Source organism: Kitasatospora sp. NPDC059648, from assembly GCF_042734825.1.
Taxonomy (GTDB): Bacteria; Actinomycetota; Actinomycetes; order Streptomycetales; family Streptomycetaceae; genus Kitasatospora.
Genome location: NZ_JBHWDU010000011.1, coordinates 43,150 through 68,211 on the forward strand (window position 1 = coordinate 43,150; position 25,062 = coordinate 68,211).

Here is a 25,062-nt window from a genome sequence, read left to right on the forward strand (position 1 = left end):
CGCTGGAGGACCACGCCGTGACGCCGCTCGACCCGACCGGCCGCCCCACCCGCCCCGTTCCGGCCACCCCCTCGGCCGGGCCCTCCGAACGGGCCGATGCCCGGGAGGCCGACGAGCCCCGGAAGGCCGGCTCACCCGGATCCGGCGCCCCTTCGGGTGTCCCGGCGGACACCCCCCTCGGCGCCCTGCGCCTGCCCGAGGCACCGCTGCCGCCGGCCGAGGTGGACCGACTGGTGAGCGGGCAGCACCACGACCCCCACTCGCTGCTCGGCGCGCACCCGGTGCACGGCGGCACGGCGATCCGGGTGCTGCGCCCGTTCGCCGAGCGGGTGGTGGTGGAGACCGACCGGGGTCCGGCCGAACTCACCCACCAGCAGGGCGGGTTGTTCACCGGCCTGCTGGTGGGCGACGAACTCCCCGACTACACCCTGCTGGTGACCTACCCCGGCGGCGAACCGCTGCGCCAGCACGACGGCTACCGCACCCCGCCCACCCTCGGCGAGCTCGACCTGCACCTGATCTCCGAGGGCCGGCACGAACAGCTGTGGAAGGCGCTCGGCTCGCACGTGCGCACCGTCGGCGGCGTCACCGGCACCGCCTTCGCGGTCTGGGCGCCGAACGCCGTCGGGGTGCGGCTGATCGGCGACTTCAACCACTGGGACGGCACCGGCCACCCGATGCGCTCGCTGGGCTCCTCCGGCATCTGGGAGCTGTTCGTCCCCGGCCTCGCCGAGGGCACCACCTACAAGTACGAGATCCACACCCGCCAGGGCTGGGTGCTCGACAAGGCCGACCCGCTGGCCCGGGCCGCCCAGTGCCCGCCCGGCACCGCCTCGATGGTCACCTCCTCCGCGCACCGGTGGCAGGACGGCGAGTGGATGGCCCGCCGGGCGCGCGCCGAGCACCACCGGGCGCCGATGTCGGTGTACGAGCTGCACCTGGCCTCCTGGCGGCCCGACCTCGCCTCCTACCGCGCCATCGCCGACGAACTGCCGGGATACCTCAAGGAGTTGAACTTCACCCACGTGGAGTTCATGCCGGTCATGGAGCACCCCTTCGGCGGTTCCTGGGGCTACCAGGTCTCCGGCTACTACGCCCCCACCGCCCGGCTCGGCTCCCCGGACGACTTCCGGTACCTGGTGGACACCCTGCACCGGCACGGCATCGGCGTGATCGTCGACTGGGTGCCCGCGCACTTCCCCAAGGACGACTTCGCGCTCGCCCGCTTCGACGGCGAGCCGCTGTACGAACCGGCCGACCCCCTGCGGGCCGAGCACCCCGACTGGGGCACGCTGGAGTTCGACTACGGCCGCACCGAGGTGCGCAACTTCCTGGTCGCCAACGCCGTCTACTGGTGCGAGGAGTTCCACATCGACGGCCTGCGGGTGGACGCCGTCGCCTCGATGCTCTACCTCGACTACTCCCGCGAGGGCGGCGCCTGGACGCCCAACCAGTACGGCGGCAGGGAGAACCTCGACGCGGCCTCCTTCCTCCAGGAGATGAACGCCACCGTCTACCGGCGCTGCCCCGGCGTGATCACCGTCGCCGAGGAGTCCACCGCCTGGGACGGCGTCACCCGCCCCACCGACGCCGGCGGCCTGGGCTTCGGCCTGAAGTGGAACATGGGCTGGATGCACGACTCGCTGGTCTACATGTCCAAGGAGCCGGTGCACCGCAAGTACCACCACAACGAGATCACCTTCTCGATGGTGTACGCCTACTCCGAGAACTACATCCTGCCGATCTCGCACGACGAGGTGGTCCACGGCAAGCAGGCCCTGGTCTCCAAGATGCCCGGCGACTGGTGGCAGCAGCGCGCCAACCACCGCGCCTACCTGGGCTTCATGTGGTCCCACCCGGGCAAGCAACTGCTGTTCATGGGGCAGGAGTTCGCCCAGGGCGCGGAGTGGCACCACGAACAGGGCCCGCAGTGGTGGGTGCTCGACGAGCAGTGGCCGGGCCACGCGGACCACCTGGGCGTGCGCCGCCTGGTCCGCGACCTCAACCGGATCTACCGCGACACCCCAGCCCTCTGGGAGCTCGACACCGCCCCGGACGGCTTCCGCTGGCTCGACGGCGGCGCCGCCGAGGACAACCTGCTCTCCTACGTCCGCCGCGCCGCCGACGGCACCCCGCTGGTCGCCGTCTGCAACTTCTCGCCCGTCGTCCGGCACGGCCACCGGGTCGGCCTGCCCCGCCTGAGCGGCCGCGAGCAGCTCTGGGAGGAAGTGCTGAACACCGACGCCGAGACCTACGGCGGCAGCGGTGTGGGCAACTCCCGCCCGATCAAGGCCGAACCCGTCGAATGGAACGGCCAGCCCCGCTCCGCCGAACTGGTCCTCCCACCACTCGCCACCCTCTGGCTCCGCCCGGCCTGACCAGCACCTCACCGACAGCCCCCCGGAACGCGATCGCCCCGGGGGGCTTCCACTTGTCAGCGCCCGGAACCACGCGTCGTACGACCTGCTCCACGGGCCCTGCAACAGTCCGCGTGATCCGAACCGTGTCCGCGGCGGAGCATTGTTCCCCGGCCCGGACACGCCTAGCGTTCACATCCGATACGAATCGTCAACAGGGGGGCGTCGTTGTTCCAGATCCTGTGGTGGCTGTACGTGCTGTGGCCGTTGGGCTGCTGGGCCGCGCTGGCCCGCACCCGGCTGCTCGGAGGGATCGTCGGCGCCGCCCTGGTCGGCCAGGCAGTGGTGCTGATCGGGCTGGAGTACGAGTGGTGGTCCCTCCTCACGGCGGCCGAGCTGACGGTGGCGTACCCCTTCGGCTCGCTCCTCGCGATCCTCGTGGGTGCACTGGCCGAACGACGGCTGCGCGGCCGTCGCCCCGAAGCGGCGGACGGCCATCGGGTCGGCGGCGCGACGGTCGCCGTCGTCTGCCACGCGATCGTCGGCGTGGTCGTCGCCGCCGCCTACCCGCTCTACCTCTCCGGTTTCGCCTACTACCCGAGCCTCGCCGAACTTCCGCTGCCGTCGGGGCTCGCCGTCCAGCGCGACTCCGGTACTGCCGGCGGTTGCGCGTCTCACGACTGCACGCGGGAGGTCTCCATCGGCAGCACGAGTGATCTGCCGCCGGCGGCGGTGGCGGCTCGCCTGCGGGACGGCCTCAGCGCCGCCGGCTGGACGGCCGGTCCCTCCGGCTCGTTGCAGCATCCGCACGGATGGCTGCTGGACAAGCGGGTCGTCCGGGTGTTCATCACCGAGAGCCCCCGGGGGGCGTCGGTCGAGCTGGTGGGCCCCGAGTACTTCGGCGAGGCAGCTACGCCGTGATCTCGAATGCCCGGCGCGGGGATTCGGCCCCCTTGCCTTCCGCACCACTCTTCGGCCAGGGACGGCTGAGAGCCCAGCTCGGGCGGCCCCTGCTCTGATGCAGGCTCGCCGCGCCCCCGCAGGCCGTTGGTCCCTTGCGTCCGCCCGGCCGTTCTGCTAGCGAACGGACGTATGCGATGCGAAGGTATGGTCGATATGACCAGCTTCCGAGGCGACGGGACGGAGACATCCGCGTGGCGCGCAGCGTGTACGTGACCGGGATCGACCGGGGGGACGGCCGGCAGGCGGTCGAGCTCGGGGTCATGGAACTGCTCACCCGCAAGGTGGACCGGGTCGGGGTGTTCCGTCCACTGGTGCACGCGGCCGCGCCCGGGGAGCCCGGGTCGGACCACGTGGTCGAGCTGCTGCGCGGGCGGTACCGGATCGACCTGCCGAGTTCGGAGCTGTACGGGCTCACCTACGAGGAGGCCGCAGCGCTGCAGGCCGCCCAGGGGCAGGACGAGCTGGTCTCCGCCCTGGTCGACCGCTTCCGCGCGGTGGAGCGGCGCTGCCAGGCGGTGCTGGTGCTCGGCACCGACTTCGCGGACACCAACATCCCCGACGAGCTGGCCTTCAACGCCCGCCTCGCCAACGAGTTCGGCGCCGCCGTGCTGCCGGTGCTCGGCGGGCAGGGCAAGGAGCCGGAGGCCGTGATCGCCGAGGTGCGCAACGCCCACCGGGCGTACACCGACCTGGGCTGCGAGACCCTGGCGATGATCGCCAACCGGGTCGCCCCGAGCGCCAAGCAGCGGATCCAGCGCACGCTCACCGAGAAACTGCCGATCCCCGCCTACGTCATCCCGGAGGAGCCCGCCCTCGCCGCGCCGACCGTCGCCCAGCTGGTCGAGGCGACCGGCGCCGAGGTGCTGCTCGGCGACGCGACCGGCCTGGCCCGGGACGTGCGCGGCTTCGTCTTCGGCGGCGCCATGCTGCCCACCTTCCTGGACGCGCTGACCGAGGGCGCCCTGGTCGTCACCCCCGGGGACCGCGCCGACCTGGTGATCGGCTCGCTGGCCGCGCACGCGGCCGGCGCCCCGCCGATCGCCGGGGTGCTGCTGACCCTCGGCCAGCACCCCGGCCCGAACGTCATGGCGCTGGCCGCCCGGCTCGCCCCCGGCACCCCGGTCGCGTTCGTCCCCGAGGGCAGCTGGCCCACCGCCGCCACCCTGACCCACCTGGAGGGCAAGCTCACCGCGGCCAGCCCCCGGAAGGCCGAGATCGCCCTCGGTCTGTTCGAACTGCACGTCGACACCGTCGAGTTGACCAACCGGATCGAGGTCGGTCGGTCCGAGCGGGTCACCCCGATGATGTTCGAGCACGAGCTGCTGGAGCGCGCCCGGGCCGGCCGCCGGCACGTGGTGCTGCCCGAGGGCACCGAGGAGCGGGTGCTCCGCGCGGCCGAGATCCTGCTGCGCCGCAACATCTGCGACCTCACCCTGCTCGGCGAGGTCGACGCGGTGCGCCGCAAGGCCTCGGGCCTGGGCATCGACCTCCCCCCGGTGGGGGCACCTCCCGGCCGCCAGGCTGGGGGAGCGCCGGGCGCCGACCGCGCCCAGGTCCGGATCGTCGACCCGACCACCAGCCCGCTGCGCCGCCAGTTCGCCGAGCTGTACGCCCGGCTGCGGGCCCACAAGGGGATGACCGTCGAGCTGGCGCTGGACGTGGTCACCGACGTCTCCTACTTCGGCACCCTGATGGTCCAGGAGGGGATCGCGGACGGCATGGTCTCCGGCGCGGTGCACTCCACCGCGGCGACCATCCGGCCCGCCTTCGAGGTGATCAAGACCTCGCCCGACGCCTCGATCGTCTCCTCCGTCTTCTTCATGTGCCTGGCCGACAAGGTGCTGGTGTACGGCGACTGCGCGGTCAACCCGGACCCGGACGCCCAGCAGCTGGCGGACATCGCGATCCAGTCCGCCGCCACCGCCGCCCAGTTCGGGGTGGAGCCGCGGGTCGCCATGCTCTCCTACTCGACCGGCACCTCCGGCTCGGGCGCGGACGTCGACAAGGTCCGCAAGGCCACCGAGCTGGTCCGCGAGCTGCGGCCGGACATCCTGGTCGAGGGCCCGATCCAGTACGACGCGGCGGTGGACGCCCACGTCGCGGCCACCAAGCTGCCGGGCTCGGCGGTGGCCGGGCGGGCGACCGTGCTGATCTTCCCCGACCTCAACACCGGCAACAACACCTACAAGGCCGTCCAGCGCTCGGCCGGCGCGGTCGCGGTCGGCCCGGTGCTGCAGGGCCTGCGCAAGCCCGTCAACGACCTCTCGCGCGGGGCGCTGGTGCAGGACATCGTCAACACCGTCGCGATCACCGCCATCCAGTCCCAGGACGACAAGGAGCTCAGGGCGTGAGTGAGCGCAGCGAACGAACCATCGACAGGCGCGTGTTCCGCGGAGCGACTGCCGAGCGCAGCGAGGTGGGCGCATGAGTGAGGGGACGCGCGTACTCGTTCTCAACGCCGGCTCCTCGTCGGTCAAGTACCAGCTGATCGACATGCTGGACGGCGCCCGCCTGGCCTCCGGACTGGTGGAGCGGATCGGCGAGTCCGCCGGACGGCTGGTGCACACCCCGCACAGCGGGGACGAGCGCGAGCTGCTGGAGGTCTTCCCGGACCACTCCGCCGCGCTGAAGGCCGTCGCCGAGGAGCTGGCCGCCGACGGCCTCGGGCTGGACTCCCCCGAGCTGGCCGCGATCGGCCACCGGGTGGTGCACGGCGGCAAGCGGTTCACCGAGCCGACCGTGATCACCGAAGAGGTGCTGAAGGAGATCCGGCGGCTGATCCCGGTCGCGCCGCTGCACAACCCGGCCAACATCACCGGCATCGAGGTGGCCCGCGCGCTGCGGCCCGACCTGCCGCAGGTGGCCGTGTTCGACACCGCCTTCCACGCCTCGATGCCCGAGTACTCGGCCCGGTACGCGATCGACAAGGCCGTCGCCGACGAGCACCGGGTGCGCCGCTACGGCTTCCACGGCACCTCGCACCAGTACGTCTCCCGGGCCACCGCCCGGCTGCTCGGCAGGGACCCGGCCGAGGTCAACGTGATCGTGCTGCACCTGGGCAACGGCGCCTCCGCCTCGGCGGTCAGCGGCGGCCGCTGCGTGGACACCTCGATGGGCCTCACCCCACTGGAGGGCCTGGTCATGGGCACTCGTTCGGGTGACATCGACGCCGGGGTGGTGTTCCACCTGAACCGGGTCGGCGGCCTGTCGATCGACGAGATCGACGACCTGCTCAACCGCCGCAGCGGCCTGCGCGGGCTGTGCGGCGAGAACGACATGCGCGAGATCATGCGCCGCGCCGACGAGGGGGACGCGGACGCGCGGCTCGCCTTCGACGCTTACGTCCACCGGCTGCGCAAGTACATCGGCGGCTACTACGCGGTGCTCGGCCGGGTGGACGCGATCGCGTTCACCGCGGGCGTCGGGGAGAACGCGGCGCCGGTGCGCGCGGCGGCCACCGCGGGACTGGAGGAGCTGGGCATCGCCGTGGACCCGGAGCTGAACTCGGTGCGCTCCGGCGAGGCCCGGATCATCTCGCCCGCGTACTCCCGGGTGGCGGTCGCGGTGGTGCCCACCGACGAGGAGCTGGAGATCGCCCGACAGGCCTTCGCCCTGGTGCACCGGGAGGTTGATGATCCCGAGGACTGACACACCGTCGTCTCGCTCCTCGGGATACTTCGTCGGCGATTCCCCACGATTCGTGCCGAATGCACCTATAACACGAACGGATAGACTGATCCATATGCGCCGAGCGAAAATTGTCTGCACCCTGGGTCCGGCGACGGACTCCTACGAACAGCTGAAGGCCATCGTCGAGGCGGGCATGAACGTCGCCCGACTCAACATGAGCCACGGCAACCACGCGGACCACGAGGAGCGGTACCGAAAGGTCCGCCAGGTCTCGGAGGACACCGGCAAGGCCATCGGCGTCCTGGCCGACCTCCAGGGTCCCAAGATCCGTCTGGCGACCTTCGCCAACGGCCCGGTGACCGTCGACAACGGCGACGAGTTCACCATCACCACCGAGGACGTCCCCGGTGACCAGCACATCTGCGGTACCACCTACAAGGGCCTGCCCGGCGACGTGAAGCCCGGCGACCCGATCCTGATCAACGACGGCGTCATCGCCCTGGAGGTCGTCAGCGTCGACGGCCCGCGGGTGAAGACCGTGGTGGTCGAGGGCGGCGTGCTCTCGAACAACAAGGGCATCAACCTGCCCGGCGCGGCCGTGAACGTGCCCGCCCTGTCCGAGAAGGACAAGGAGGACCTGCGCTTCGCGCTGCGTCTGGGCGTCGACATGGTCGCCCTGTCCTTCGTCCGCAACGCGGCCGACATCAAGGACGTCCACGAGGTCATGGACGAGGTCGGCATCCGGGTGCCGGTCATCGCCAAGATCGAGAAGCCGCAGGCCGTCGAGGCCATGGAGGAGATCGTCCTCGCCTTCGACGCCATCATGGTCGCCCGCGGCGACCTGGCCGTTGAGTACCCGCTGGAGCGGGTGCCGCTGGTCCAGAAGCAGCTGATCACCCTGGCCCGCCGCAACGCCAAGCCGGTCATCGTCGCCACCCAGATGATGGAGTCGATGATCCACGCCTCGCGGCCGACCCGCGCCGAGGTCTCCGACGTCGCCAACGCCATCCTGGACGGCACCGACGCGGTGATGCTCTCCGCCGAGTCCAGCGTCGGCAAGTACCCGGTCGAGACCGTCCGCACCATGAGCCGGATCTGCGAGAAGGCCGAGGAGGAGCTCGTCTCCCAGGGCCTGCAGCCGCTCAACCCGGGCCGCAAGCCGCGCACCCAGGGCGGCTCGGTCGCCCGCGCCGCCTGCGAGCTGGGCGACTTCCTGAACGGCAAGGCGCTGATCGCGTTCACCAAGTCCGGTGACACCGCGCGCCGGCTGTCCCGCTACCGCTCGCCGATCCCGGTGATCGCGTTCACCCCGGACGCGGCCACCCGCAACCAGCTCTCGCTGAGCTGGGGCGTCGAGTCGTACGTCACCGAGCAGGTGGCCACCACCGACGCGATGGTCGCGCAGGTCGACCGCGAGCTGCTGCGGCTGGGCGAGCTGAGCGAGGGCGACACCGTGATCGTCACCGCCGGTGTCCCGGTCGGCGTCCCCGGCACCACCAACCTGGTGCAGGTGCACCGCCTGGGCAGCCACGGCGAGTGACGCCCCGGTAGGACCGCACGAACGCCGGTGGGGCGGCCCTCCTTCACGGGAGGGCCGCCCCACCGGCGTCGTGGCGTCCGCCGGGCGCCGTCGTCGCTACTTGTCGCTGTAGGGCGCGTTGTCGTTGAACAGGTGCATCCCCGGGATGTGCAGGGTGCCGCCGAACTGGCCGGCCTGCTTGGCGGTGACGCCGGTCAGCTCCAGGTCCAGCGGGATCGGGATGGAGCCGATCAGGTCGTAGAGCCAGCGCGGCAGGGTGTCCGGGGTGAGGGTGATCTCGCCCAGGTCGATCGGGATCGGCAGGCCGAGCACCTTGGACAGGTGGCCGGACAGCCGCTCCACGTACATGGTGACCTGGCCGTTGCGCATGGTCGAGGTCGAGCCCGGGGCGCCCTGGACGTGGAAGGTGACGCCGTTGCCCTCCAGGGTCGACATGTCGAGGTTCTCGATGTCCACGCTGTCGACCACGAACTTCAGCACCCGCTTGGTGCCGGTCGGGGTCTTCACGTCGTAGACGCCGTGGAAGGCCGCGCCGTGCAGGCCCAGCCGGCTGCTCTGCAGTGTCCAGTTCTGCTCCGGCACGACCTGTCCGGAGGAGGCCGCACCGGCGGTCAGGTTGCGGGTGTCCACGTCGCAGTTGGGGTTCGCCGTGGGCGAGGCGGACGGAGTCGGGGTGGCCGCCGGGGTCGCCGGGGTCGCCGGGACGTCCGCCGACGGGGTCGCGGACGGGGCCGCCTTGGTGCTCGACTTCCCGCCGGACGCGGTGGCACCCGGCGAGGGCCGGCCGCCCGAGGGCTGGGCGGCGGGCGGCGCGGCCTGCTGGGCGCCGGCCGCCGGAGCCTGCGGCGGGGCGGGCTGCGCCGGGGTGCCGACCCGCGGGGCCGGGGCGGCCGGGGTCTGGGGGGTGGCACTGGGTGTCGTGCTCGGCGTCGGACCGGCCGACCCGCCCGGGTTCAGCAGGTGGTCGATGCCGCCGACGAGGTCGTCGATCAGCCCGGCCCGGCTCGCGGTGGCCGTGCCGTCGGCGGTGCCCTGGTACACCGCGCCCACCGCGCCCGAGCCGCCGGTGGCGGCGGAGCGGACCGCGGGCGGGGTGGTGGCCGTGCCGGTGGCCGGCGGCTTCACCGGCGCGGTGGTCGGGGCCGGGGTCGGCGCCTGGGTCGGAGTGGTGGTCGGCACCGAGGTGGGGCCGGTCGAGGGCGACCCCGTCGCCGTACCGGAGGTGCCGGGGGTGCCGGACGTACCGGGCGTGCCCGACGGCGCGGGCGGCGGCTCGGGCAGCTCGCTCTTGGGGACGGGCGTCTCGATCGGCGCCACGTCCGGGACGGTGACCGGCGCGTTGCCGCAGGGCTTGCCGGCCGCGGACTCCGCCACCGCCGGGTTGGGCGTGTAGGCCGCGGCCATCAGCAGCGCGGTCGGCACCGCGGCCATCGCCAGGGCGCGCCCTCTGAGTCTGACCCGCACCGGCGTGCGCGGCGCCGCGTGCCGACCGGAGCGCTGCGCGGGGACGGCCGTGCCCTCTGCTTGCTCGGCCGGCCCGGTCACCGCGCCTCCTCCTGCTCCCCGGCCGTGGGCTGCTGCGGGACGGTGGCCTCGGCGGCGGGCTCGGCGGCCGGCTCCTTGGGCGCGCCCTGGGCGGGCAGCTTGGCGGTGGGCGCCTCCACGGCCTCGGCCTTGGCGGGCTCGGCCGTGGCCGGCTCGGCGCCGGCCGGCTCGGCGGCGACGCGCTGCGCTATGGGGTTGTCCGCCTGCTTGGCCCGGCGCGCGCGCCGCCCCGTGACGGGCTCGGTGGCCGGCTCCGGCAGCGGGGCCCAGGAGACCATCAGCCCGCCGCCGATCAGGCCCGGCAGCAGCGCCAGGCCGAAGCCCGCGAGGTTGGAGACCGGGATCGAGACCAGCGTCAGCAGGATGGTCGCGATGCCCGCGAACACCCGCACGGCGGGCTGGAACCAGGCGGTCAGTCCGAGGATGATCATCAGCACCCCGATGATCAGCGACCCGGCCCCGGCCGTGGTGGACATCGCGATGGTCAGCCCGCCGAACGTGAGGTGGGCGTACGGGAAGTAGAGGATCGGAACGCCGGCGATCATGGCCAGCTTGCCGCCCCAGTAGGGCCTGGTGCGGCGGAAGTCACGCCAGTGCCGCCAGAGCCACCCGACGGGGTTCTGGTGGCCGGGCCGCGTCTCGACCGTTGCGCTGGACATGAACAACTCCTCGATGTCGCTACGAGGTTGGAACAGAAAGGGGGGTGGCCGGGAACGGCGGTCGCCCGCCGCCCCCGGCCCCAGGTGGACCCGTCATCCCGGCGCGCCGAACGGCGTGCCGTCGGACGGAGTCCGGAACATCAATCGAGGCTCAGAAGCACTCGGTGCCCGCACCGTCGCCGCTCTTCAGCGCGAGGCTCAGGCCGTTCAGCTTGAACGTGCCGGCCGAGGTGGCCCGCGCGGTCTGCTGGACGCCGCTCAGGTCGGCGACCTTGGCGGACTGGGCGAAGCCGGTCGGACCGGTCGGCAGACCGGCGCCGCCGCCCGCCTTGGTGACGCCCGCGTGCGGGGCCCAGCCCTGGGTGGCCGTGCCGGAGAGGGTGGAGGCGTCCTGGCCGATGTTGATGTCGGTGAAGGTCGCGTCCGCCTTCAGCTGCTCCAGGTCGATCAGCAGGTTCGAGGCCTCGACCGGCTTGGCGGAGTCGGTGCCGGCGTGCAGCTGCAGGGTGATCTTGCCCAGGCCGAACGCGGACAGGTCCGTCACCACCGACTGGCACAGGTTGTTGATGGTGGCGTGGTCGAAGGCCGAGACCGCGACCGGGTGCGGCTTGCCGCTCGCCTCGATGTCCACCGAGCCGAACTGGGCGAAGTTGGTGCCGTGCAGCTGGTCGGTGCTGACCTTGAACTGCTGGCCGGAAATGCTGAACGAGGCGGCGAGCGCGCTGTTGGCGATCGAGACGCCGACCATCGCGGTGGCCGCGACGCTCGGCACCATCACCAGGGCGAAGCGCTTCCAGCGGGTCTTGCCGTAGGTCTTGGACATGCGAGTCCTCCTTCTAGGACGTACATCTCCGGCTCCCCGGCGGCGCGTCCCGCGCCGGTGGGGGCCTGGGATGGGAGAGAGCTACGTCCTCGGTAGCGGAGAGCGCCTTGGGCGTCGTCGGACGCGGGAGCGGCCTGCGTGCTGCGGCACTCCCGTCCCGAAACCGGCCGTCCTTGCGGGACGACGGGTCGGACCGACGACATCGGCGATCACCCCCGAGCGACAACCAGCGACCGCGCAGGGCCGCGCGGCCGGTCGAGGACAGGAACCGCCGTGGGACCGCGGATACCCCCCTGCCCTCCCTACCGCCGACCGGGGCCGACGGATCACCCGGTGGGGATCCCGCGCTCCGCATGGCCGACCGGCTGTCGGAGGGTGTGGAGTCTGGGACCGGGCGTGGCCGATCGTGCTTGAATCCCGGGCGAAGCACAAGGGGTGCCTTACTGACGGGTAATGCAACACCGGATGGCGTTGATCATGGAATTGGCGCGATTTGCACCCTGCGTGACGACTTCAAGGAATCGTGGCGACGTAATCTGCCGGAAACAGCGGCGAAACACCCGTGGGTGGTCACTGAACGTGACCACCCACGGGTGAAATCAAGATTTGGTAAACGTCTGTCCGGTTGCCCGGATTGTCGCCAAATCCCCAGGCGACACCGCAGGTCATCCGACGTGCCAGGCACTCGGTGCCAGGGCCGGGCCCGAGCCCTCCGGGGGTGGGCTCAGAACAGCACGCGGGCCAGCGCCGCGCGGGCCGCGACGACCCGCGGGTCCTCCGGGCCGATCACCTCGAACAGCTCCAGCAGGCGCAGCCGGGCGGTGTCCCGGTCCTCGCCGAAGGTCCGGCCGACGGTGTCCACCAGGCGACCGAAGGCGTCCTCGACGTGACCGCCCACCAGGTCCAGGTCCGCCGCCCGCAGCTGGACCGCGACGTCCTTCGGGTCGGCGGCGGCCGCGGCCCGGACGGCCTGCAGGTCCAGGCCCTCGACCCGCTTGAGCAGCTCGGCCTGCGCCAGGCCCAGCTTGGCCTCGGTGTTGCCCGGCTGGTCGACCAGCACGTTCCGGTACGCCTGGATGGCGCCGCTCAGGTCGCCGGCGTCCAGCGCGTCGTGCGCGGCGGCCAGCGCCGGGTCCTCCGGCCGCTGCGGACCGGCGGCGGCCGCGGCCTCACCCGGGGCGACCGCGCCGCCGGAGATGCCGAAGCGCTGCTCGGCGACCACGATCAGCTGGTCCAGCACCTTGCGGACGTTCGCGGCGCTCTCCGCGCCCTGGAACAGCGGCACCAGCTGGCCGGCCACCACGGCCATCACGGCCGGGATGCCCTGGATGCCGAACTGCTGGGCGATCAGCTGGTTGGCGTCCACGTCGATCTTGGCGAGCACGAAGGCGCCGGCGTACTCCTCGGCCAGGCCCTCAAGGATCGGGCTGAGCTGCTTGCAGGGCCCGCACCACTCGGCCCAGAAGTCGATGACGACCGGCACCTCGGTGGAGCGCTGGACGACCTCGGTCTCGAAGGTGTCCTCGGTGACGTCGATGACGAGCTGGTAGGCGGGCTGGGGGGCGACTCCGTCCGCTTCGGCGGCGGCCGCCTGGCGGGCCCGCTCGGCCCGGGCCTGCTCGGCCTTCTGGGCGGCCTCACCGGCCGCCTTCACTGCGGCGAGGTCGACCGCACCGCGCAGGGCGGCGCTGTTGAGACGCGAATTCCGTGGCTGCATGGCACCATCCTCCCCCGTCCGCGCTGCTGGCGGGCACCAACCTCCGGAAAGTCCCCCCGCGCGGGCTGCGCGGTGCGGATTCCCGGGCCGGGCACCCCTCCCCCGGTAGCCTGAACCGTTCGGCGCGGATCCCCACCCGCGCCCGCGCCGTCCCCGTCCCACGGGATCCGGCGCCTGGTTGTCACTGCTTTCGCTACAGGTCGTAGCGTAACTGGAGCCGGTGGCCCGGCCGCAAGCCCCACCGGCGGTCCGGGGACGTGAGCTGCCCCACTTTCCCGGGCCGCCCGGCTGCCCGAACCGGCGAACAGTCGCTACCGTTACCAGCCCCACCCAAGTTACTTACCAGTAAAGCGCAAGGAGACCCGGTGCCGGCCGCCCAGCCCTCCGCGAGCCCGGACAGCGCCGCCCCGGACAGCGCCGTCCCGGGCAGCACAGTCCGGGGCAGCACAGCCCAGGAGGGGACGACCGCGTCCCGGGCCAAGGGCCGCCCGCGCAGTGCCGCCGCCGACCTCGCGATCCTCGACGCCACCCGCGAGGCCCTCGCCGAACTCGGCTGGGGCGGACTGACCATGGGCCACGTCGCGAGCCGGGCCGGGGTCGCCAAGACCACGCTCTACCGCCGCTGGCCGTCCAAGAACGAGCTCGTGGTGGACGCCGTCGCCAGCCTCTTCGACGAGCTCGTGATGCCCGACCTCGGCAGCCTGCGGGCCGACATCGAGGCCGTGGTCGGCCAGTTCGCCGGCCTGCTGGCCCGACCGGAGACCCAGACCGCGCTGCTCGCCCTGTTCGCCGAGGGCACCCGCGACCCCCAGCTGCGCCGCCGGATCCGGGAGGCGATCGTGGACCCGCAGAAGCACCTGGTCCGGCAGGGCCGGGCGGCCGCCCAGGCGCGCGGCGAACTCGAAGCGGACACCGACGCCGGCTCGGCCTGCGAGGAGGTCGACATCATCTTCGACACCATCGCCGGCACGGTCGAGCACCGCGTCCTGGTCAGCGGCGAGCCGATCACCCCGGAGTGGACCCGCCGCTTCACCGACCTGCTGCTCGGACCGCTCACCACCTGCTGACGGCGTCCGGGCACGCCGGAGCCGCCCCGTACGGACTTCCGTACGGGGCGGCTCGGTCGGAGAGCCCGGCAGACCCCGGCAGAGCTCAGCCGGTCAGAACGCCGCGTTCTCCCGGTACGTCCCCCACTCCTCCCGCAGCGCGTTGCAGATCTCGCCCAGGGTCGCCTCGGCGCGCACCGCGTCCAGCATCGGCGGGATCATCGACTCGCCCGAGCGCGCCGCCGCCAGCATGGCGTCCAGTCCCGCCCGCACCGCCGCGTCGTCCCGGGCCGCCTTGCGCTCGCCCAGCACCCGCACCTGCTCGCGCTCGACCTCGTGGCTGACCCGCAGGATCTCCAGGTCGGGGGTGACGCTGCGCGGGTGGCAGTTGACGCCGACCACGCGCTTCTCGCCCTTCTCCACCGCCTGCTGGTACTGGAAGGCGGCCTCGGCGATCTCACCGGTGAACCAGCCCTCCTCGATCCCGCGCAGGATGCCGGAGGTGATCGGGCCGATCTCGTGGTCCTCGCGGCCCTTGTCCAGGATCCGCTGGAAGATCGCCTCGGCCTGCTCCTCGATCCGGTCGGTCAGCGCCTCGACGTACCAGGAGCCGCCCAGCGGGTCGGCCACGTTGGTGACGCCGGTCTCCTCCATCAGCACCTGCTGGGTGCGCAGCGCGATCTCGGCGGCCTGCTCGGAGGGCAGCGCCAGGGTCTCGTCCAGCGCGTTGGTGTGCAGCGAGTTGGTGCCGCCGAGCACCGCGGAGAGCGCCTCGACGGCGGTGCGCACCACGTTGTTGTACGGCTGCTGTGCGGTGAGCGAGACGCCCGCGGTCTGGGTGTGGAAGCGCAGCCACTGCGCCTTGTCGGTCTTCGCGCCGAAGCGGTCGCGCATCCAGCGGGCCCAGATCCGGCGGGCGGCGCGGAACTTGGCGATCTCCTCGAAGAAGTCCAGGTGGGCGTCGAAGAAGAAGGACAGGCCGGGCGCGAAGACGTCCACGTCCAGGCCGCGGGACAGGCCCAGCTCGACGTAGGCGAAGCCGTCGGCCAGGGTGTACGCCAGCTCCTGCGCGGCCGTCGCCCCGGCCTCGCGGATGTGGTAGCCGGAGACGGACAGCGGCTTGTACGCCGGGATGCCCTTGGCGCAGTGCTCCATCAGGTCGCCGATCAGGCGCAGGTGCGGCTCGGGGGCGAAGAGCCACTCCTTCTGGGCGATGTACTCCTTGAAGATGTCCGTCTGCAGGGTGCCGTTGAGCACCGCCGGGTCCACGCCCTGGCGCTCGGCGGCCACGATGTACATGCAGAAGATCGGGACGGCCGGGCCGCTGATCGTCATCGAGGTGGTGACGTCGCCGAGCGGGATGCCGTCGAACAGCACCTCCATGTCGGCGGCCGAGTCGATGGCGACGCCGCAGTGGCCGACCTCGCCGAGCGACTTGGGGTCGTCCGAGTCGTAGCCCATCAGGGTGGGCATGTCGAAGGCGACCGAGAGGCCGCCGCCGCCCGCGTCCAGGATCATCCGGTAGCGCTCGTTGGTCTGCTGCGCGTTGCCGAAGCCGGCGAACTGGCGGATGGTCCACGTGCGGCCGCGGTAGCCGGTGGGGTGCAGGCCGCGGGTGAACGGGTACTCGCCCGGCCAGCCGATCCGCTCGAAGCCCTCGACGGGCTGCCCGGGGGCGGGGCCGTAGACCGGCTCGACCTCGTCGCCGGACAGGGTGGTGAAGTCCGCGTCCCGCTTGCGGGCCTTGTCGTAGCGCTGCTGCCAGCGCTGCCGTCCGCGCTCGATCTCCTCGGCGTCCATGGGCCGAACTCCGCTCCGTACGGCCGCCACGGCACCGGGCGGCACAGCTATTAGGACGTCCTACTAATTTACTCGGACGTCCTAGTAGTTGTCGACGGCGGCTCGCCGGGAAAGCCGAGGAGTGCGGAGGGCCCGGAAACGCGGCGAGCGCCCCTGCCCCGGTCCGGGGAGGGGCGCTCGCCGCGCGGGAGACGGTCGGCTCAGACGCCGGCCGGCTGGCGGGAGCCGCTCGCCGGGAGCTGCTCGGCGGCCTCGCGGGCCACCTTGCGCTCGAAGACGAAGGACAGGAACGGGATGCAGCCCGCCGCCAGGGTCAGCACCAGCCGGCCGAGCGGCCACTTCAGCTTCTGCCCGAGCAGGAAGGTCACCACGAAGTACCCGATGTACAGGTAGCCGTGCAGCATCGCGACGTAGGTGGTCAGGTCCTCGGCGGCACCGAAGCCGTACTTCGCGATCATGAAGCCGCAGAACACCAGCAGTGCGCAACCGGTCGCAATGGCCAGGCCGCGGTACCAGCCCAGCAGGGGGGTCGCCTTCATACTCTTCCTCGCCTCGCTCGGCAGTTTCGGCCGGTACGCCCGGATCCGCGCACCGCTCCCACGAGGGTAGCCGTCCTCACGACCGCTCCCGAGCAGCCCCCTCGGCCGTCCCCTCGACCATCCCCCCGGCGGCCTCGCCGACGGCCCCGTCGTCCGGCTCCGCGAAGTCCCCGGCGGCGATCCGCAGCGGCCTGAGCAGTTCGAACACCTGGCGGCACTGGTCGGGGCCGTACTCCTCCAGCCCGAACTCCATCGCCATCAGCTCCCGGGTGGCCTCCTCCACCACCTCGCGGCCGCGCCCGGTGATCGCGGCGAGCACCCCGCGGCCGTCCAGCGGGTTGGGGCGGCGGGCGACCAGGCCGGCCCGCTCCAGGCGGTCGACGGTGTTGGTGACGCTGGTGGGGTGGACCATCAGCCGCTCGCCGATCTTGGAGAGCGAGAGCTCGCCGGTCCGGCTGAAGGTCAGCAGCACCAGCGCCTCGTACCGGGCGAAGGTCAGACCGTACGGCTTGAGCACCGCGTCGACCCGGGACAGCAGGATCTGGTGCGCGCGCATGATCGAGGTGATCGCCGCCATCGAGGGCACGGCGCCCCAGCGGCGGGCCCACAGCTCGTCGGCGCGGGCGATCGGGTCGAAGTCGAGTGCGAGGGGCTTGGCCACGTCCTTACCGTACCGGCGGACGGGACGTGTGCTACCAGCTGTCCTGATCGTGGACAAGCGGGACACGGTGGCGGGATCCCGCCAATCGGACGGCCAGGTCCATACCTGGACATTGCGTCGGTGTGAACGGGCGGCAACACACTTCCGGCGCACGGGGGTTGGCCACCCGACGACCGAACGCCCCGCCATCAGGCCTCGGTTCGGACCGGAACCCGCTGAAAGTCGGGGCGAATGGTCCCCTTTTGTCCTTCCGTTCACATTGCTTCGTCTTGGCGGGACTTGGCCAATTCATGAGGAAGACCTGTCATTTCATTTGCTCGATTGTCATGCTTTCCGCCAACCCCGTTCGACAGCCACCACCCCCACCCAACCGGTGGCAGCCGCACGACCGCTCGGGGTCCTCGCACGTCAGCGCCCGTCCCGCCCCTCAGGTGCCGACCCCGGCCCCCGGGACGCGGCGCGACCGCGCCACACGCGGTTTCCCGGAAGGACTCGTCCGTGAAGCGAAAGCTCGCCGCAGTCGCCGTACTCTCCGCCACCGCCCTGCTGACCGGCGTCGTCCAGGGCGCCGCCGCCCAGGCCGACCCCGCGCCGCACGCCCGGGGCGCCCAGCAGCACGCCGACCTGATCGCCCAGGCGAACGGCCAGGCCGCCAAGGTGGCGCACGCCCTGTCCCTGGGCGGCCAGGAGCAACTGGTGGCCAAGGACGTCGTGGTGGACGCCGACGGCACCCGCCACCTCCGCTACGAGCGCACCTTCGCCGGACTCCCGGTCCTGGGCGGCGACCTGGTGGTGCACCAGAAGGCGGACGGCACGACCACCGCCGTGGACAAGGCCGTCGGCGCCCAGCTCGCGCTGCCCAGCCTCAACCCGAAGATCCCCGCGGACCAGGCCGCCGCCCAGGCGACCGGCGCCGTGCAGTCCACCGTCGGCGTCGCCGCCGACGAGGACGAGGCGCCGCTGACCGAGGTCCGGCAGACCGGCACCGCCGCCCTGGTGGTCTGGGCGGCCGACGGCAACCCGCGCCTGGCGTACCGCACCACCGTCGAGGGCCTGCGCGCCGACGGCACCCCGAGCAGCCAGCTGCTGGTCACCGACGCGGCCACCGGCCAGGTGCTCTCCACCCACGAGCAGGTGCAGACCGCCTCCGGCAGCGGCAAGGGCGTCTTCGTCGGCACCGTCCCCCTGACCACCACCCAGAGCGGCACCTCGTACCAGCTGAAGGACGCCACCCGCGGCGGCCAGGCCACCTACAACCTGAAGAACAAGACCTCCGGCAGCGGCACCCTGTTCGCCAACAGCACCAACAGCTTCGGCAACGGCCTGGTCTCCAACCCGGAGTCCGCCGCCGTGGACGCCCAGTACGGCGCCGCCGCCACCTGGGACTTCTACAAGAACACCTTCGGCCGCAACGGCATCAAGAACGACGGCGTCGGCGCCGTCAGCCGGGTCCACTACGGCTCCAACTACGTCAACGCGTTCTGGAGCGACAGCTGCTTCTGCATGACGTACGGCGACGGCACCAGCAACACCCACCCGCTCACCGCGCTGGACGTGGCCGGCCACGAGATGAGCCACGGCGTCACCTCCGCCACCGCGGGCCTCAACTACTCCGGCGAGTCCGGCGGCCTCAACGAGGCCACCTCGGACATCTTCGGCACCATGGTCGAGTGGTACGCCAACCTGGCCTCCGACAAGCCGGACTACCTCATCGGCGAGCAGATCAACATCAACGGTGACGGCAAGCCGCTGCGGTACATGGACCAGCCGTCCAAGGACGGCCGCTCGGCCGACTACTGGTCCTCCTCGGTCGGCGGCCTGGACGTCCACTACTCCTCGGGCGTGGCCAACCACTTCTTCTACCTGCTCGCCGAGGGCAGCGGCGCCAAGACGATCAACGGCGTGAGCTACAACAGCCCGACGTACAACGGCTCGGCCCTCGCCGGGATAGGCCGGGACAAGGCGGCCGCGATCTGGTACCGCGCGCTGACCACCTACTTCACCTCCACGACCAACTACGCGGCGGCCCGCACCGGCACGCTGAAGGCCGCGGCCGATCTGTACGGCGCCACCAGCGCCGAGTACGCAGCGGTCGCCGCGACCTGGACCGCCGTCAACGTCAAGTGACGCGCGGCGCACGGTGAACAGGACGCCCGGGGCCTCGTCGGAGGGCAGGCCCCGGGCGTCCGCCCGCGTCCGGGCCGACGACTCCTGGCCAATCCCCCCGGGCGCCCCGTTCTTCCGCGCCGACCGTTGTCATGCTTCTGACCGAACCTCGAATCCACTCCCGGCAAGAAACGGCGACAGGCTGCCGCGGCCCTTTGGGAGAGGAGGCCGCGGCAGCCTGTCGACCGTCCGCGCGAACGGGTCAGGCGGTGGCGGCCCGCAGCTCCCCGCGCTCCTCGCGGCCGAGCATCCGCTCGGCGACGAAACCGCCGAACGGCAGCACCGAGAGCACGAACAGCAGGACACCGCGCTTGGCGTCCCACTTCTGCGCCTGCCAGGCCTGGATCCAGAAGATCACGTACAGGATGAACAGGATCCCGTGGACCATGCCCATCACCGGCACGGCGTCGAAGGACGTGGTCCGCTTCAGCACCGAGCAGATCAGCAGCAGGACGAAGGAGATCCCCTCGGGGGCGGAGACGAGGCGCAGGCGGTGGACGGCGCTGCTGTTCACGTTGGATACCTCAATACGGGGGTCGGAGGCGCGGGCGCGCTTGTGAAGCGACTCACAAGCCTTCCGGCCATTATCACCGAGCACATGTCCGAGTCCCGGGCCGGGGGTGGCCACCGTGCCGGATGTCACAGCCCCGCGCCAGAACCGCGACGAGTGCGGCAGAGCGTCGCCCGCACCCCCTATCCTGCTGCCCGCGCGCCCACCGAACCGGGCGCCACCGGCACCGCACACGGGGGTAGTCACCACATGTTCAAGCGCGACTGGGACCGCAGGACCTGCGCCAAGCGCGGCCACATCACCTACGCGCCGACCGAGCCCGAGCTGGCCTCCCGGCTGCACGCCGCCACCGCCGTCGGCGACGCCTGGCGCTGCCTGCGCTGCGGCGACTTCTCGCTCGGCGCCCCGCACGGCTCCGGCCCGGCGGCGAACGCCCCGCTGGTGCCGCGCGGCAAGGCGCTGCGGGACCTGTTCATCCTGCGCTTCCTGGCCGTCGAGCGGGTGCTGCGCGGCGTGATCATCATCCTGATGGCCTGGGGCGTCTGGAAGTTCTCCAACAGCCAGGAGGCCGTGCAGCGGATCTTCGACGAGGACCTCACGGTCTTCAAGCCGGTCGCCGACCACTTCCACTGGGACCTCGACCACGCCCCGATCGTCGAGACGATCCGCAAGACCTTCGGCTACCAGAAGAAGACCCTGCTGATCGTCGCGGGCGCGATGATCGCCTACGCCCTGATCGAGATCGTCGAGGCGGTCGGCCTCTGGCTGGGCCGGCGCTGGGCCGAGTACCTGACCGTGGTCGCCACCGCCGCCTTCCTCCCGCTGGAGGGCTACGAGCTGCACGAGCACGTCAGCGCGGTGAAGATCTGCACCCTGCTGCTGAACATCGCGGCAGTGCTCTGGATCATGCTCTCCAAGCGGCTGTTCGGCCTGCGCGGCGGCGTGGTGGCCTTCGAGGCGGAGCGCCACTCGGCCTCGTTGCTGGAGGTCGAGGAGGCGGCCGGAACCGTCCCCGCCCCCGGCCACGGCCACGGGACGCACGCACGCTCCTGACCCGAACGATTGTCCCGGGTCCGTACCGGTTGGGCCCCGCCCCCTCGCCCGGCCACCCCGGCGGAAGCTAGATTGCGGCCGTGGCACAGTTCAGACTCCAGGGATCACGGGTGCTCGCCGTCGAGTTGGGCGGCGACGCCGTCAAGGCCCGGCACGGCTCGATGGTCGCCTACACCGGCCAGATGACCTTCAAGAAGCTCACCGGCGGAGGGGACGGCCTGCGGGGCATGGTCGCCCGCAGACTCACCGGCGAACGGATGGCCGTCATGGAGGTGAAGGGGCAGGGCACCTGCTACTTCGCCGACAGGGCCACCGAGATCAACCTGGTCCGCCTCGACGGGGAGACGCTCTACGTCGAGGCGGACAACCTGCTGTGCACCGAGGCGGGCCTGCACACCGGCACCAGCTTCACCGGGCTGAACGGTGTCTCCTCGGGCAACGGCCTGTTCACCACCAAGGTGGAGGGCCACGGCTGGGCCGCCGTCACGTCCAACGGCCCGGCCGTCATCCTGCGGGTCGGCAAGGACATGCCGCTGCGGGTCGACCCGGGCGCGTACGTCGCGCACACCGGGAGCCTGCACCGCAGCCTGAAGTCGGGTGCGGGCTGGACCACGGTGATCGGCGAGGGCGGCGGCGAGGCCGTCCAGGTCGAGTTCACCGGCGAGGGCCTGGTGTACGTCCAGCCCTCGGAGAAGGTCACCCTCGGGGGTGACGTCTGATGGGCTTCACCCGGATCAACGGAAAGATGGTCGAGGCCCAGGTCGTGCCCGGCCAGCGGCTGTTCAGCCAGCGCGGGGCGATGCTCGGGTACACCGGCGACGTCCGGTTCACCCCGAACATCACCGGCGGCCAGGGCGGGGTGATGTCGATGATCGGCCGGAGGGTCGCCAACGAGGACACCCCGCTGATGACCGTCGAGGGCCAGGGGCGGGTGATGTTCGGGCACGGCGGCCACCACGTCCACGTGGTCGACCTGACGGGCGACACCCTGTTCGTCGAGGCGGACCGGCTGCTCGCCTTCGAGGGCACGCTGCGGCAGTCCACCGTCTTCCTCGGCTCGCAGGGCGGGGTGATGGGCATGGTCCGCGGCCAGGTCAGCGGTCAGGGCCTGTTCACCACCCGGCTTGAGGGCCACGGCTCGGTCGCGGTGATGGCCCACGGCGGCGTCTTCGAACTGCCGATCACCCCCGGCCAGTCGGTGCACGTCGACCCGCAGGCGTACGTGGCGCACCGCGGCGAGGTGCGCAACAAGCTGTCCACGGCGATCGGCTGGCGGGAGATGATCGGCCGCGGCTCGGGCGAGGCGTTCCAGCTGGAGCTGTCCGGGCAGGGCACGGTATACGTCCAGGCGAGCGAGGAGAAGCTCTGATGTCCTACCCGCCGCAGCCGCCGTACGGGCAGTCCCCGTACGGCCAGTCGCCGCACGACCAGCCCACCCAGCCGGGCTTCACGGTGCCGCCGGTGCCACCCGCCTCGCCGGGGTACGGCCGCTCCTCCGACTACCCGCCGCCGCCTCCCCCGCCGCCCGGCCCCCAGCACCGGCCGCAGCCCCAACAGGCCTACGCTCAGGAGCAGTTCGGCGGCCCGCAGGCCCCACTGCCGGCCACCCACGGCGGCGCGGGCCCGGTGGTGCACGACGCGTACACCCTGCCGGCCAACGACAACGTCAACCCGTACGCCTTCGCCGTCGACCTGAACGGCTCCTACTTCCTGCAGAAGGGCAAGATGGTCGCCTACTACGGCGACATCACCTTCCGCGGCGTCGGCGCCGGGATGGTCGACCGGATGCTCGGGCAGCACTTCAACTCCCCGCTGCACGCGGCGGACTGGGTGGTCGCCCAGGGCGACGGCAAGCTGCTGCTGGCCGACCGCGCCTACGACCTCAACTCCTACGACCTGGACGACGGCAACCTGACCGTCCGCTCCGGCAACCTGCTCGCCTTCGACCCGACGCTGCGGCTCAAGCAGTCGATCATCCCCGGCTTCCTCACCCTGATCGGCACCGGCCGCTTCGTCGCCGCCTCCAACGGGCCGGTGCACTTCGTGGAGCCGCCGATCCGGGTGGACCCGCAGGCCCTGGTCGGCTGGGCGGACTGCCCGGCGCCGTGCCACCACTACGACCACGACTACCTGCACGGGGTGGTCGGCGGCCTGCGGCGGCTGACCGGCATCGGCGGGGCCTCCGGCGAGGAGCACCAGTTCGAGTTCATCGGCGCCGGCCAGGTGCTGGTGCAGTCGAGCGAGCAGCTGATGGCCGAGCGGTCGGTGGGCCGGGTGGACGCCGAGGCGGGGGTCCCGGCGGGCGGGGTGCCGCCCCAGTCGGACCACGGCGGCAACCACCCCAACACGCCGGGCCTCGGTAACCTGGGCGACCTCGGGCGGCGTTTCGGCCTGTAAATTTGTACAATATTGAACTAAATCGCTATGCTGGGCCCATGGATACGCATACGATCGACACTGCGGACGACCCTGAGCCGCGGCCCGAGGAGGAGACTCCCTGGCTGACCGCCAGGGAGCAGCGGATGTGGCGCGCCCATCTGGAAGTCGCCAAGCTGCTCGAATACCAGCTCAGCCGCGAACTCCAGCCCCACAACCTGGCGATCAACGACTACGAGATCCTGGTCGTGCTCTCCGAGGCGCCCGACCACCGGATGCGGATGACGGACCTGGCGACCGCCACCCTCCAGTCGAAGAGCAGGCTCTCCCACCAGATCACCCGCATGGAGAACGCCGGCCTGGTCCTGCGCCAGGAGTGCCCGGGCGACCGCCGCGGCCTCTACGCCCACCTCACCGAACAGGGCTGGGAAACCATGCAGCGGGTCGCGCCCGACCACGTCCGCAGCGTCCGGGCCCACTTCATCGACCGCTTCACCCCGGAACAGCTCGACGCCATCTACGAGGCCCTGGCTCCGGTCGCCGAGCACCTGCGCGGCCTGCGCGGCCGCTCCTAGCCTTCTACGGCTCCTGCCGCGCAGGAAGTCGGCGGGGCCGGCTCCTGCGGGCCGGCTTCCTGCGCGAGCCGCCCTGCTCAGCCGGTGGTCAGGCCGGCGACCAGTTCGTCGGCGGCGCCGTAGGGGTCGAGCGTGCCGGTGGCCACGCGTTCGGCGAGGCCGGCCAGGAGGCGGTCGCCGGAGAGGTCGCCGATCCGGGCGCGCAGTTCGGCCAGGGCGATGGCCTCGATCTCCTGGGCGGCCCGGCGGCGCCGGCGCGCGGCCAGTTCGCCGTGCTCCTCCAGCCAGGCGCGGTGCTTCTCCAGCGCCTCCACGACCTCGTCCACGCCCTCGCCGCGCGCCGCGACGGTCTTGACGATCGGCGGGCGCCAGTCCCCCGCCTCGCGGGCCTCGCCGAGGCCCAGCATGTGGTTGAGCTCCCGGGCGGTGGCGTCGGCGCCGTCCCGGTCGGCCTTGTTGACCACGAAGACGTCGCCGATCTCCAGGATGCCCGCCTTGGCGGCCTGGATGCCGTCGCCCATCCCGGGGGCCAGCAGCACCACGGCGGTGTCGGCCTGGGCGGCGACCTCCACCTCGGACTGGCCCACGCCCACGGTCTCGACCAGGATCACCTCGCACCCGGCCGCGTCCAGCACCCGCAGCGCCTGGGGCGCCGCCCAGGACAGCCCGCCGAGGTGCCCGCGGGTGGCCATCGAGCGGATGAACACCTCGGGGTCGGTCGCGTGGTCCTGCATCCGGACCCGGTCGCCCAGCAGCGCCCCGCCGGAGAACGGCGAGGACGGGTCGACGGCGAGCACCCCGACCCGCTTGCCGAGCCGCCGGTAGGCGGAGACCAGCGCCGACGTGGAGGTGGACTTGCCGACCCCGGGCGAGCCGGTCAGGCCCACCGTGTAGGCCTGACCGGTGTACGGCGCGAGCGCGGCCATCGCCTCCCGCAGCTGCGGAGCGGCGTTCTCGACCAGCGTGATCAGCCGGGCGACCGCCCGCGGCCGGCCCTCCCGGGCCTGCTCGACCAGCGTGGCGACATCGATCATCAGGGTCTCCTTGCGCAGATGCCGAAAGGGGCCCGAAAGGCCCGAAGGGCCTGTCCTCGAACTCCCG

21 protein-coding genes are annotated in these 25,062 nt (G+C 72.1%); 12 read left to right on the plus strand and 9 right to left on the minus strand.

Going from position 1 to position 25,062, the window contains the following annotated elements; translation table 11 throughout:
• Nucleotides 1–17: 17 nt before the first annotated feature.
• The 5 genes from glgB to pyk all read left to right on the plus strand — a co-directional run bounded on the left by glgB (nucleotide 18) and on the right by pyk (nucleotide 8,490).
• The gene (glgB, locus tag ACFV1W_RS09725; protein ID WP_380414745.1) at nucleotides 18–2,378 is read left to right on the plus strand and encodes a 1,4-alpha-glucan branching enzyme; all 2,361 of its coding nucleotides are present in this window, start codon (nucleotides 18–20) and stop codon (nucleotides 2,376–2,378) included.
• 207 nt (nucleotides 2,379–2,585) lie between these two features.
• Nucleotides 2,586–3,278 carry a hypothetical protein gene (locus ACFV1W_RS09730; RefSeq protein WP_380414747.1) on the plus strand — a complete coding sequence of 231 codons (693 nt, stop codon included), beginning with the start codon at nucleotides 2,586–2,588 and terminating at the stop codon, nucleotides 3,276–3,278.
• A gap of 233 nt (nucleotides 3,279–3,511) precedes the next feature.
• Nucleotides 3,512–5,671 carry a phosphate acetyltransferase gene (pta, locus tag ACFV1W_RS09735; RefSeq protein ID WP_380414748.1) on the plus strand — a complete coding sequence of 720 codons (2,160 nt, stop codon included), beginning with the start codon at nucleotides 3,512–3,514 and terminating at the stop codon, nucleotides 5,669–5,671.
• A gap of 73 nt (nucleotides 5,672–5,744) precedes the next feature.
• Nucleotides 5,745–6,968: an acetate kinase gene (locus ACFV1W_RS09740; RefSeq protein WP_380414750.1), complete on the plus strand. Its 1,224-nt coding sequence runs from the start codon at nucleotides 5,745–5,747 to the stop codon at nucleotides 6,966–6,968.
• A gap of 94 nt (nucleotides 6,969–7,062) precedes the next feature.
• Nucleotides 7,063–8,490, plus strand: a complete 1,428-nt coding sequence (gene pyk, locus ACFV1W_RS09745) for a pyruvate kinase (RefSeq protein WP_380414752.1) — start codon at nucleotides 7,063–7,065, stop codon at nucleotides 8,488–8,490.
• Nucleotides 8,491–8,586: 96 nt separating this feature from the next.
• On the opposite strand, the gene ACFV1W_RS09750 is transcribed toward pyk, so the two are convergent.
• The 4 genes from ACFV1W_RS09750 to ACFV1W_RS09765 all read right to left on the minus strand — a co-directional run bounded on the left by ACFV1W_RS09750 (nucleotide 8,587) and on the right by ACFV1W_RS09765 (nucleotide 13,234).
• Nucleotides 8,587–10,035 carry a hypothetical protein gene (locus tag ACFV1W_RS09750; RefSeq protein ID WP_380414754.1) on the minus strand — a complete coding sequence of 483 codons (1,449 nt, stop codon included), beginning with the start codon at nucleotides 10,033–10,035 and terminating at the stop codon, nucleotides 8,587–8,589.
• Nucleotides 10,032–10,694 (minus strand): DUF6114 domain-containing protein, encoded by a 663-nt coding sequence (locus tag ACFV1W_RS09755; protein WP_380414756.1) that lies wholly within the window; start codon nucleotides 10,692–10,694, stop codon nucleotides 10,032–10,034. The genes ACFV1W_RS09750 and ACFV1W_RS09755 overlap by 4 nt, the downstream gene beginning before the upstream one ends.
• 151 nt (nucleotides 10,695–10,845) lie before the next feature.
• Complete coding sequence (locus tag ACFV1W_RS09760) at nucleotides 10,846–11,517, minus strand: DUF6230 family protein (RefSeq protein WP_380414758.1); 672 nt, start codon at nucleotides 11,515–11,517, stop codon at nucleotides 10,846–10,848.
• A gap of 724 nt (nucleotides 11,518–12,241) precedes the next feature.
• The gene (locus tag ACFV1W_RS09765; protein WP_380414760.1) at nucleotides 12,242–13,234 is read right to left on the minus strand and encodes a tetratricopeptide repeat protein; all 993 of its coding nucleotides are present in this window, start codon (nucleotides 13,232–13,234) and stop codon (nucleotides 12,242–12,244) included.
• A gap of 515 nt (nucleotides 13,235–13,749) precedes the next feature.
• On the opposite strand from ACFV1W_RS09765, the gene ACFV1W_RS09770 reads away from it, so the two are divergent.
• Nucleotides 13,750–14,301 carry a TetR/AcrR family transcriptional regulator gene (locus ACFV1W_RS09770; protein ID WP_380414896.1) on the plus strand — a complete coding sequence of 184 codons (552 nt, stop codon included), beginning with the start codon at nucleotides 13,750–13,752 and terminating at the stop codon, nucleotides 14,299–14,301.
• 93 nt (nucleotides 14,302–14,394) lie between these two features.
• Here the strand turns inward: ACFV1W_RS09770 and ACFV1W_RS09775 are convergent, their stop codons facing one another.
• The 3 genes from ACFV1W_RS09775 to ACFV1W_RS09785 form a co-directional block, all read right to left on the minus strand.
• Nucleotides 14,395–16,080 carry a methylmalonyl-CoA mutase gene (locus tag ACFV1W_RS09775; RefSeq protein WP_380414762.1) on the minus strand — a complete coding sequence of 562 codons (1,686 nt, stop codon included), beginning with the start codon at nucleotides 16,078–16,080 and terminating at the stop codon, nucleotides 14,395–14,397.
• Nucleotides 16,081–16,280: 200 nt separating this feature from the next.
• Entirely contained in the window at nucleotides 16,281–16,619 is a 339-nt protein-coding gene (locus ACFV1W_RS09780; RefSeq protein WP_380414764.1) for a DUF3817 domain-containing protein, read from the minus strand.
• Nucleotides 16,620–16,695: 76 nt separating this feature from the next.
• Entirely contained in the window at nucleotides 16,696–17,280 is a 585-nt protein-coding gene (locus ACFV1W_RS09785; protein ID WP_380414766.1) for a MarR family winged helix-turn-helix transcriptional regulator, read from the minus strand.
• Nucleotides 17,281–17,778: 498 nt separating this feature from the next.
• On the opposite strand from ACFV1W_RS09785, the gene ACFV1W_RS09790 reads away from it, so the two are divergent.
• Nucleotides 17,779–19,407, plus strand: coding sequence for a M4 family metallopeptidase (locus ACFV1W_RS09790; RefSeq protein ID WP_380414768.1), 1,629 nt, complete (start codon nucleotides 17,779–17,781; stop codon nucleotides 19,405–19,407).
• Nucleotides 19,408–19,648: 241 nt separating this feature from the next.
• On the opposite strand, the gene ACFV1W_RS09795 is transcribed toward ACFV1W_RS09790, so the two are convergent.
• A complete protein-coding gene (locus ACFV1W_RS09795; RefSeq protein ID WP_380414770.1) occupies nucleotides 19,649–19,960 on the minus strand; it encodes a DUF3817 domain-containing protein in 312 nt (103 codons plus the stop codon).
• Between the two features lie 246 nt (nucleotides 19,961–20,206).
• Between ACFV1W_RS09795 and ACFV1W_RS09800 the strand changes: the two genes are divergently transcribed.
• The 5 genes from ACFV1W_RS09800 (at nucleotide 20,207) to ACFV1W_RS09820 (ending at nucleotide 23,961) form a co-directional block, all read left to right on the plus strand.
• Nucleotides 20,207–21,010: a DUF2127 domain-containing protein gene (locus tag ACFV1W_RS09800; RefSeq protein WP_380414772.1), complete on the plus strand. Its 804-nt coding sequence runs from the start codon at nucleotides 20,207–20,209 to the stop codon at nucleotides 21,008–21,010.
• Between the two features lie 80 nt (nucleotides 21,011–21,090).
• Entirely contained in the window at nucleotides 21,091–21,729 is a 639-nt protein-coding gene (locus ACFV1W_RS09805; protein WP_380414774.1) for an AIM24 family protein, read from the plus strand.
• Complete coding sequence (locus tag ACFV1W_RS09810) at nucleotides 21,729–22,379, plus strand: AIM24 family protein (RefSeq protein ID WP_380414775.1); 651 nt, start codon at nucleotides 21,729–21,731, stop codon at nucleotides 22,377–22,379. Before ACFV1W_RS09805 ends, ACFV1W_RS09810 begins: the two co-directional genes overlap by 1 nt.
• 227 nt (nucleotides 22,380–22,606) lie before the next feature.
• A complete protein-coding gene (locus ACFV1W_RS09815; RefSeq protein ID WP_380414898.1) occupies nucleotides 22,607–23,407 on the plus strand; it encodes an AIM24 family protein in 801 nt (266 codons plus the stop codon).
• 38 nt (nucleotides 23,408–23,445) lie between these two features.
• A complete protein-coding gene (locus ACFV1W_RS09820) occupies nucleotides 23,446–23,961 on the plus strand; it encodes a MarR family winged helix-turn-helix transcriptional regulator (RefSeq protein WP_380414777.1) in 516 nt (171 codons plus the stop codon).
• Between the two features lie 77 nt (nucleotides 23,962–24,038).
• Here the strand turns inward: ACFV1W_RS09820 and meaB are convergent, their stop codons facing one another.
• Nucleotides 24,039–24,995 carry a methylmalonyl Co-A mutase-associated GTPase MeaB gene (meaB, locus tag ACFV1W_RS09825; protein WP_033350307.1) on the minus strand — a complete coding sequence of 319 codons (957 nt, stop codon included), beginning with the start codon at nucleotides 24,993–24,995 and terminating at the stop codon, nucleotides 24,039–24,041.
• Nucleotides 24,996–25,062 lie beyond the last annotated feature (67 nt).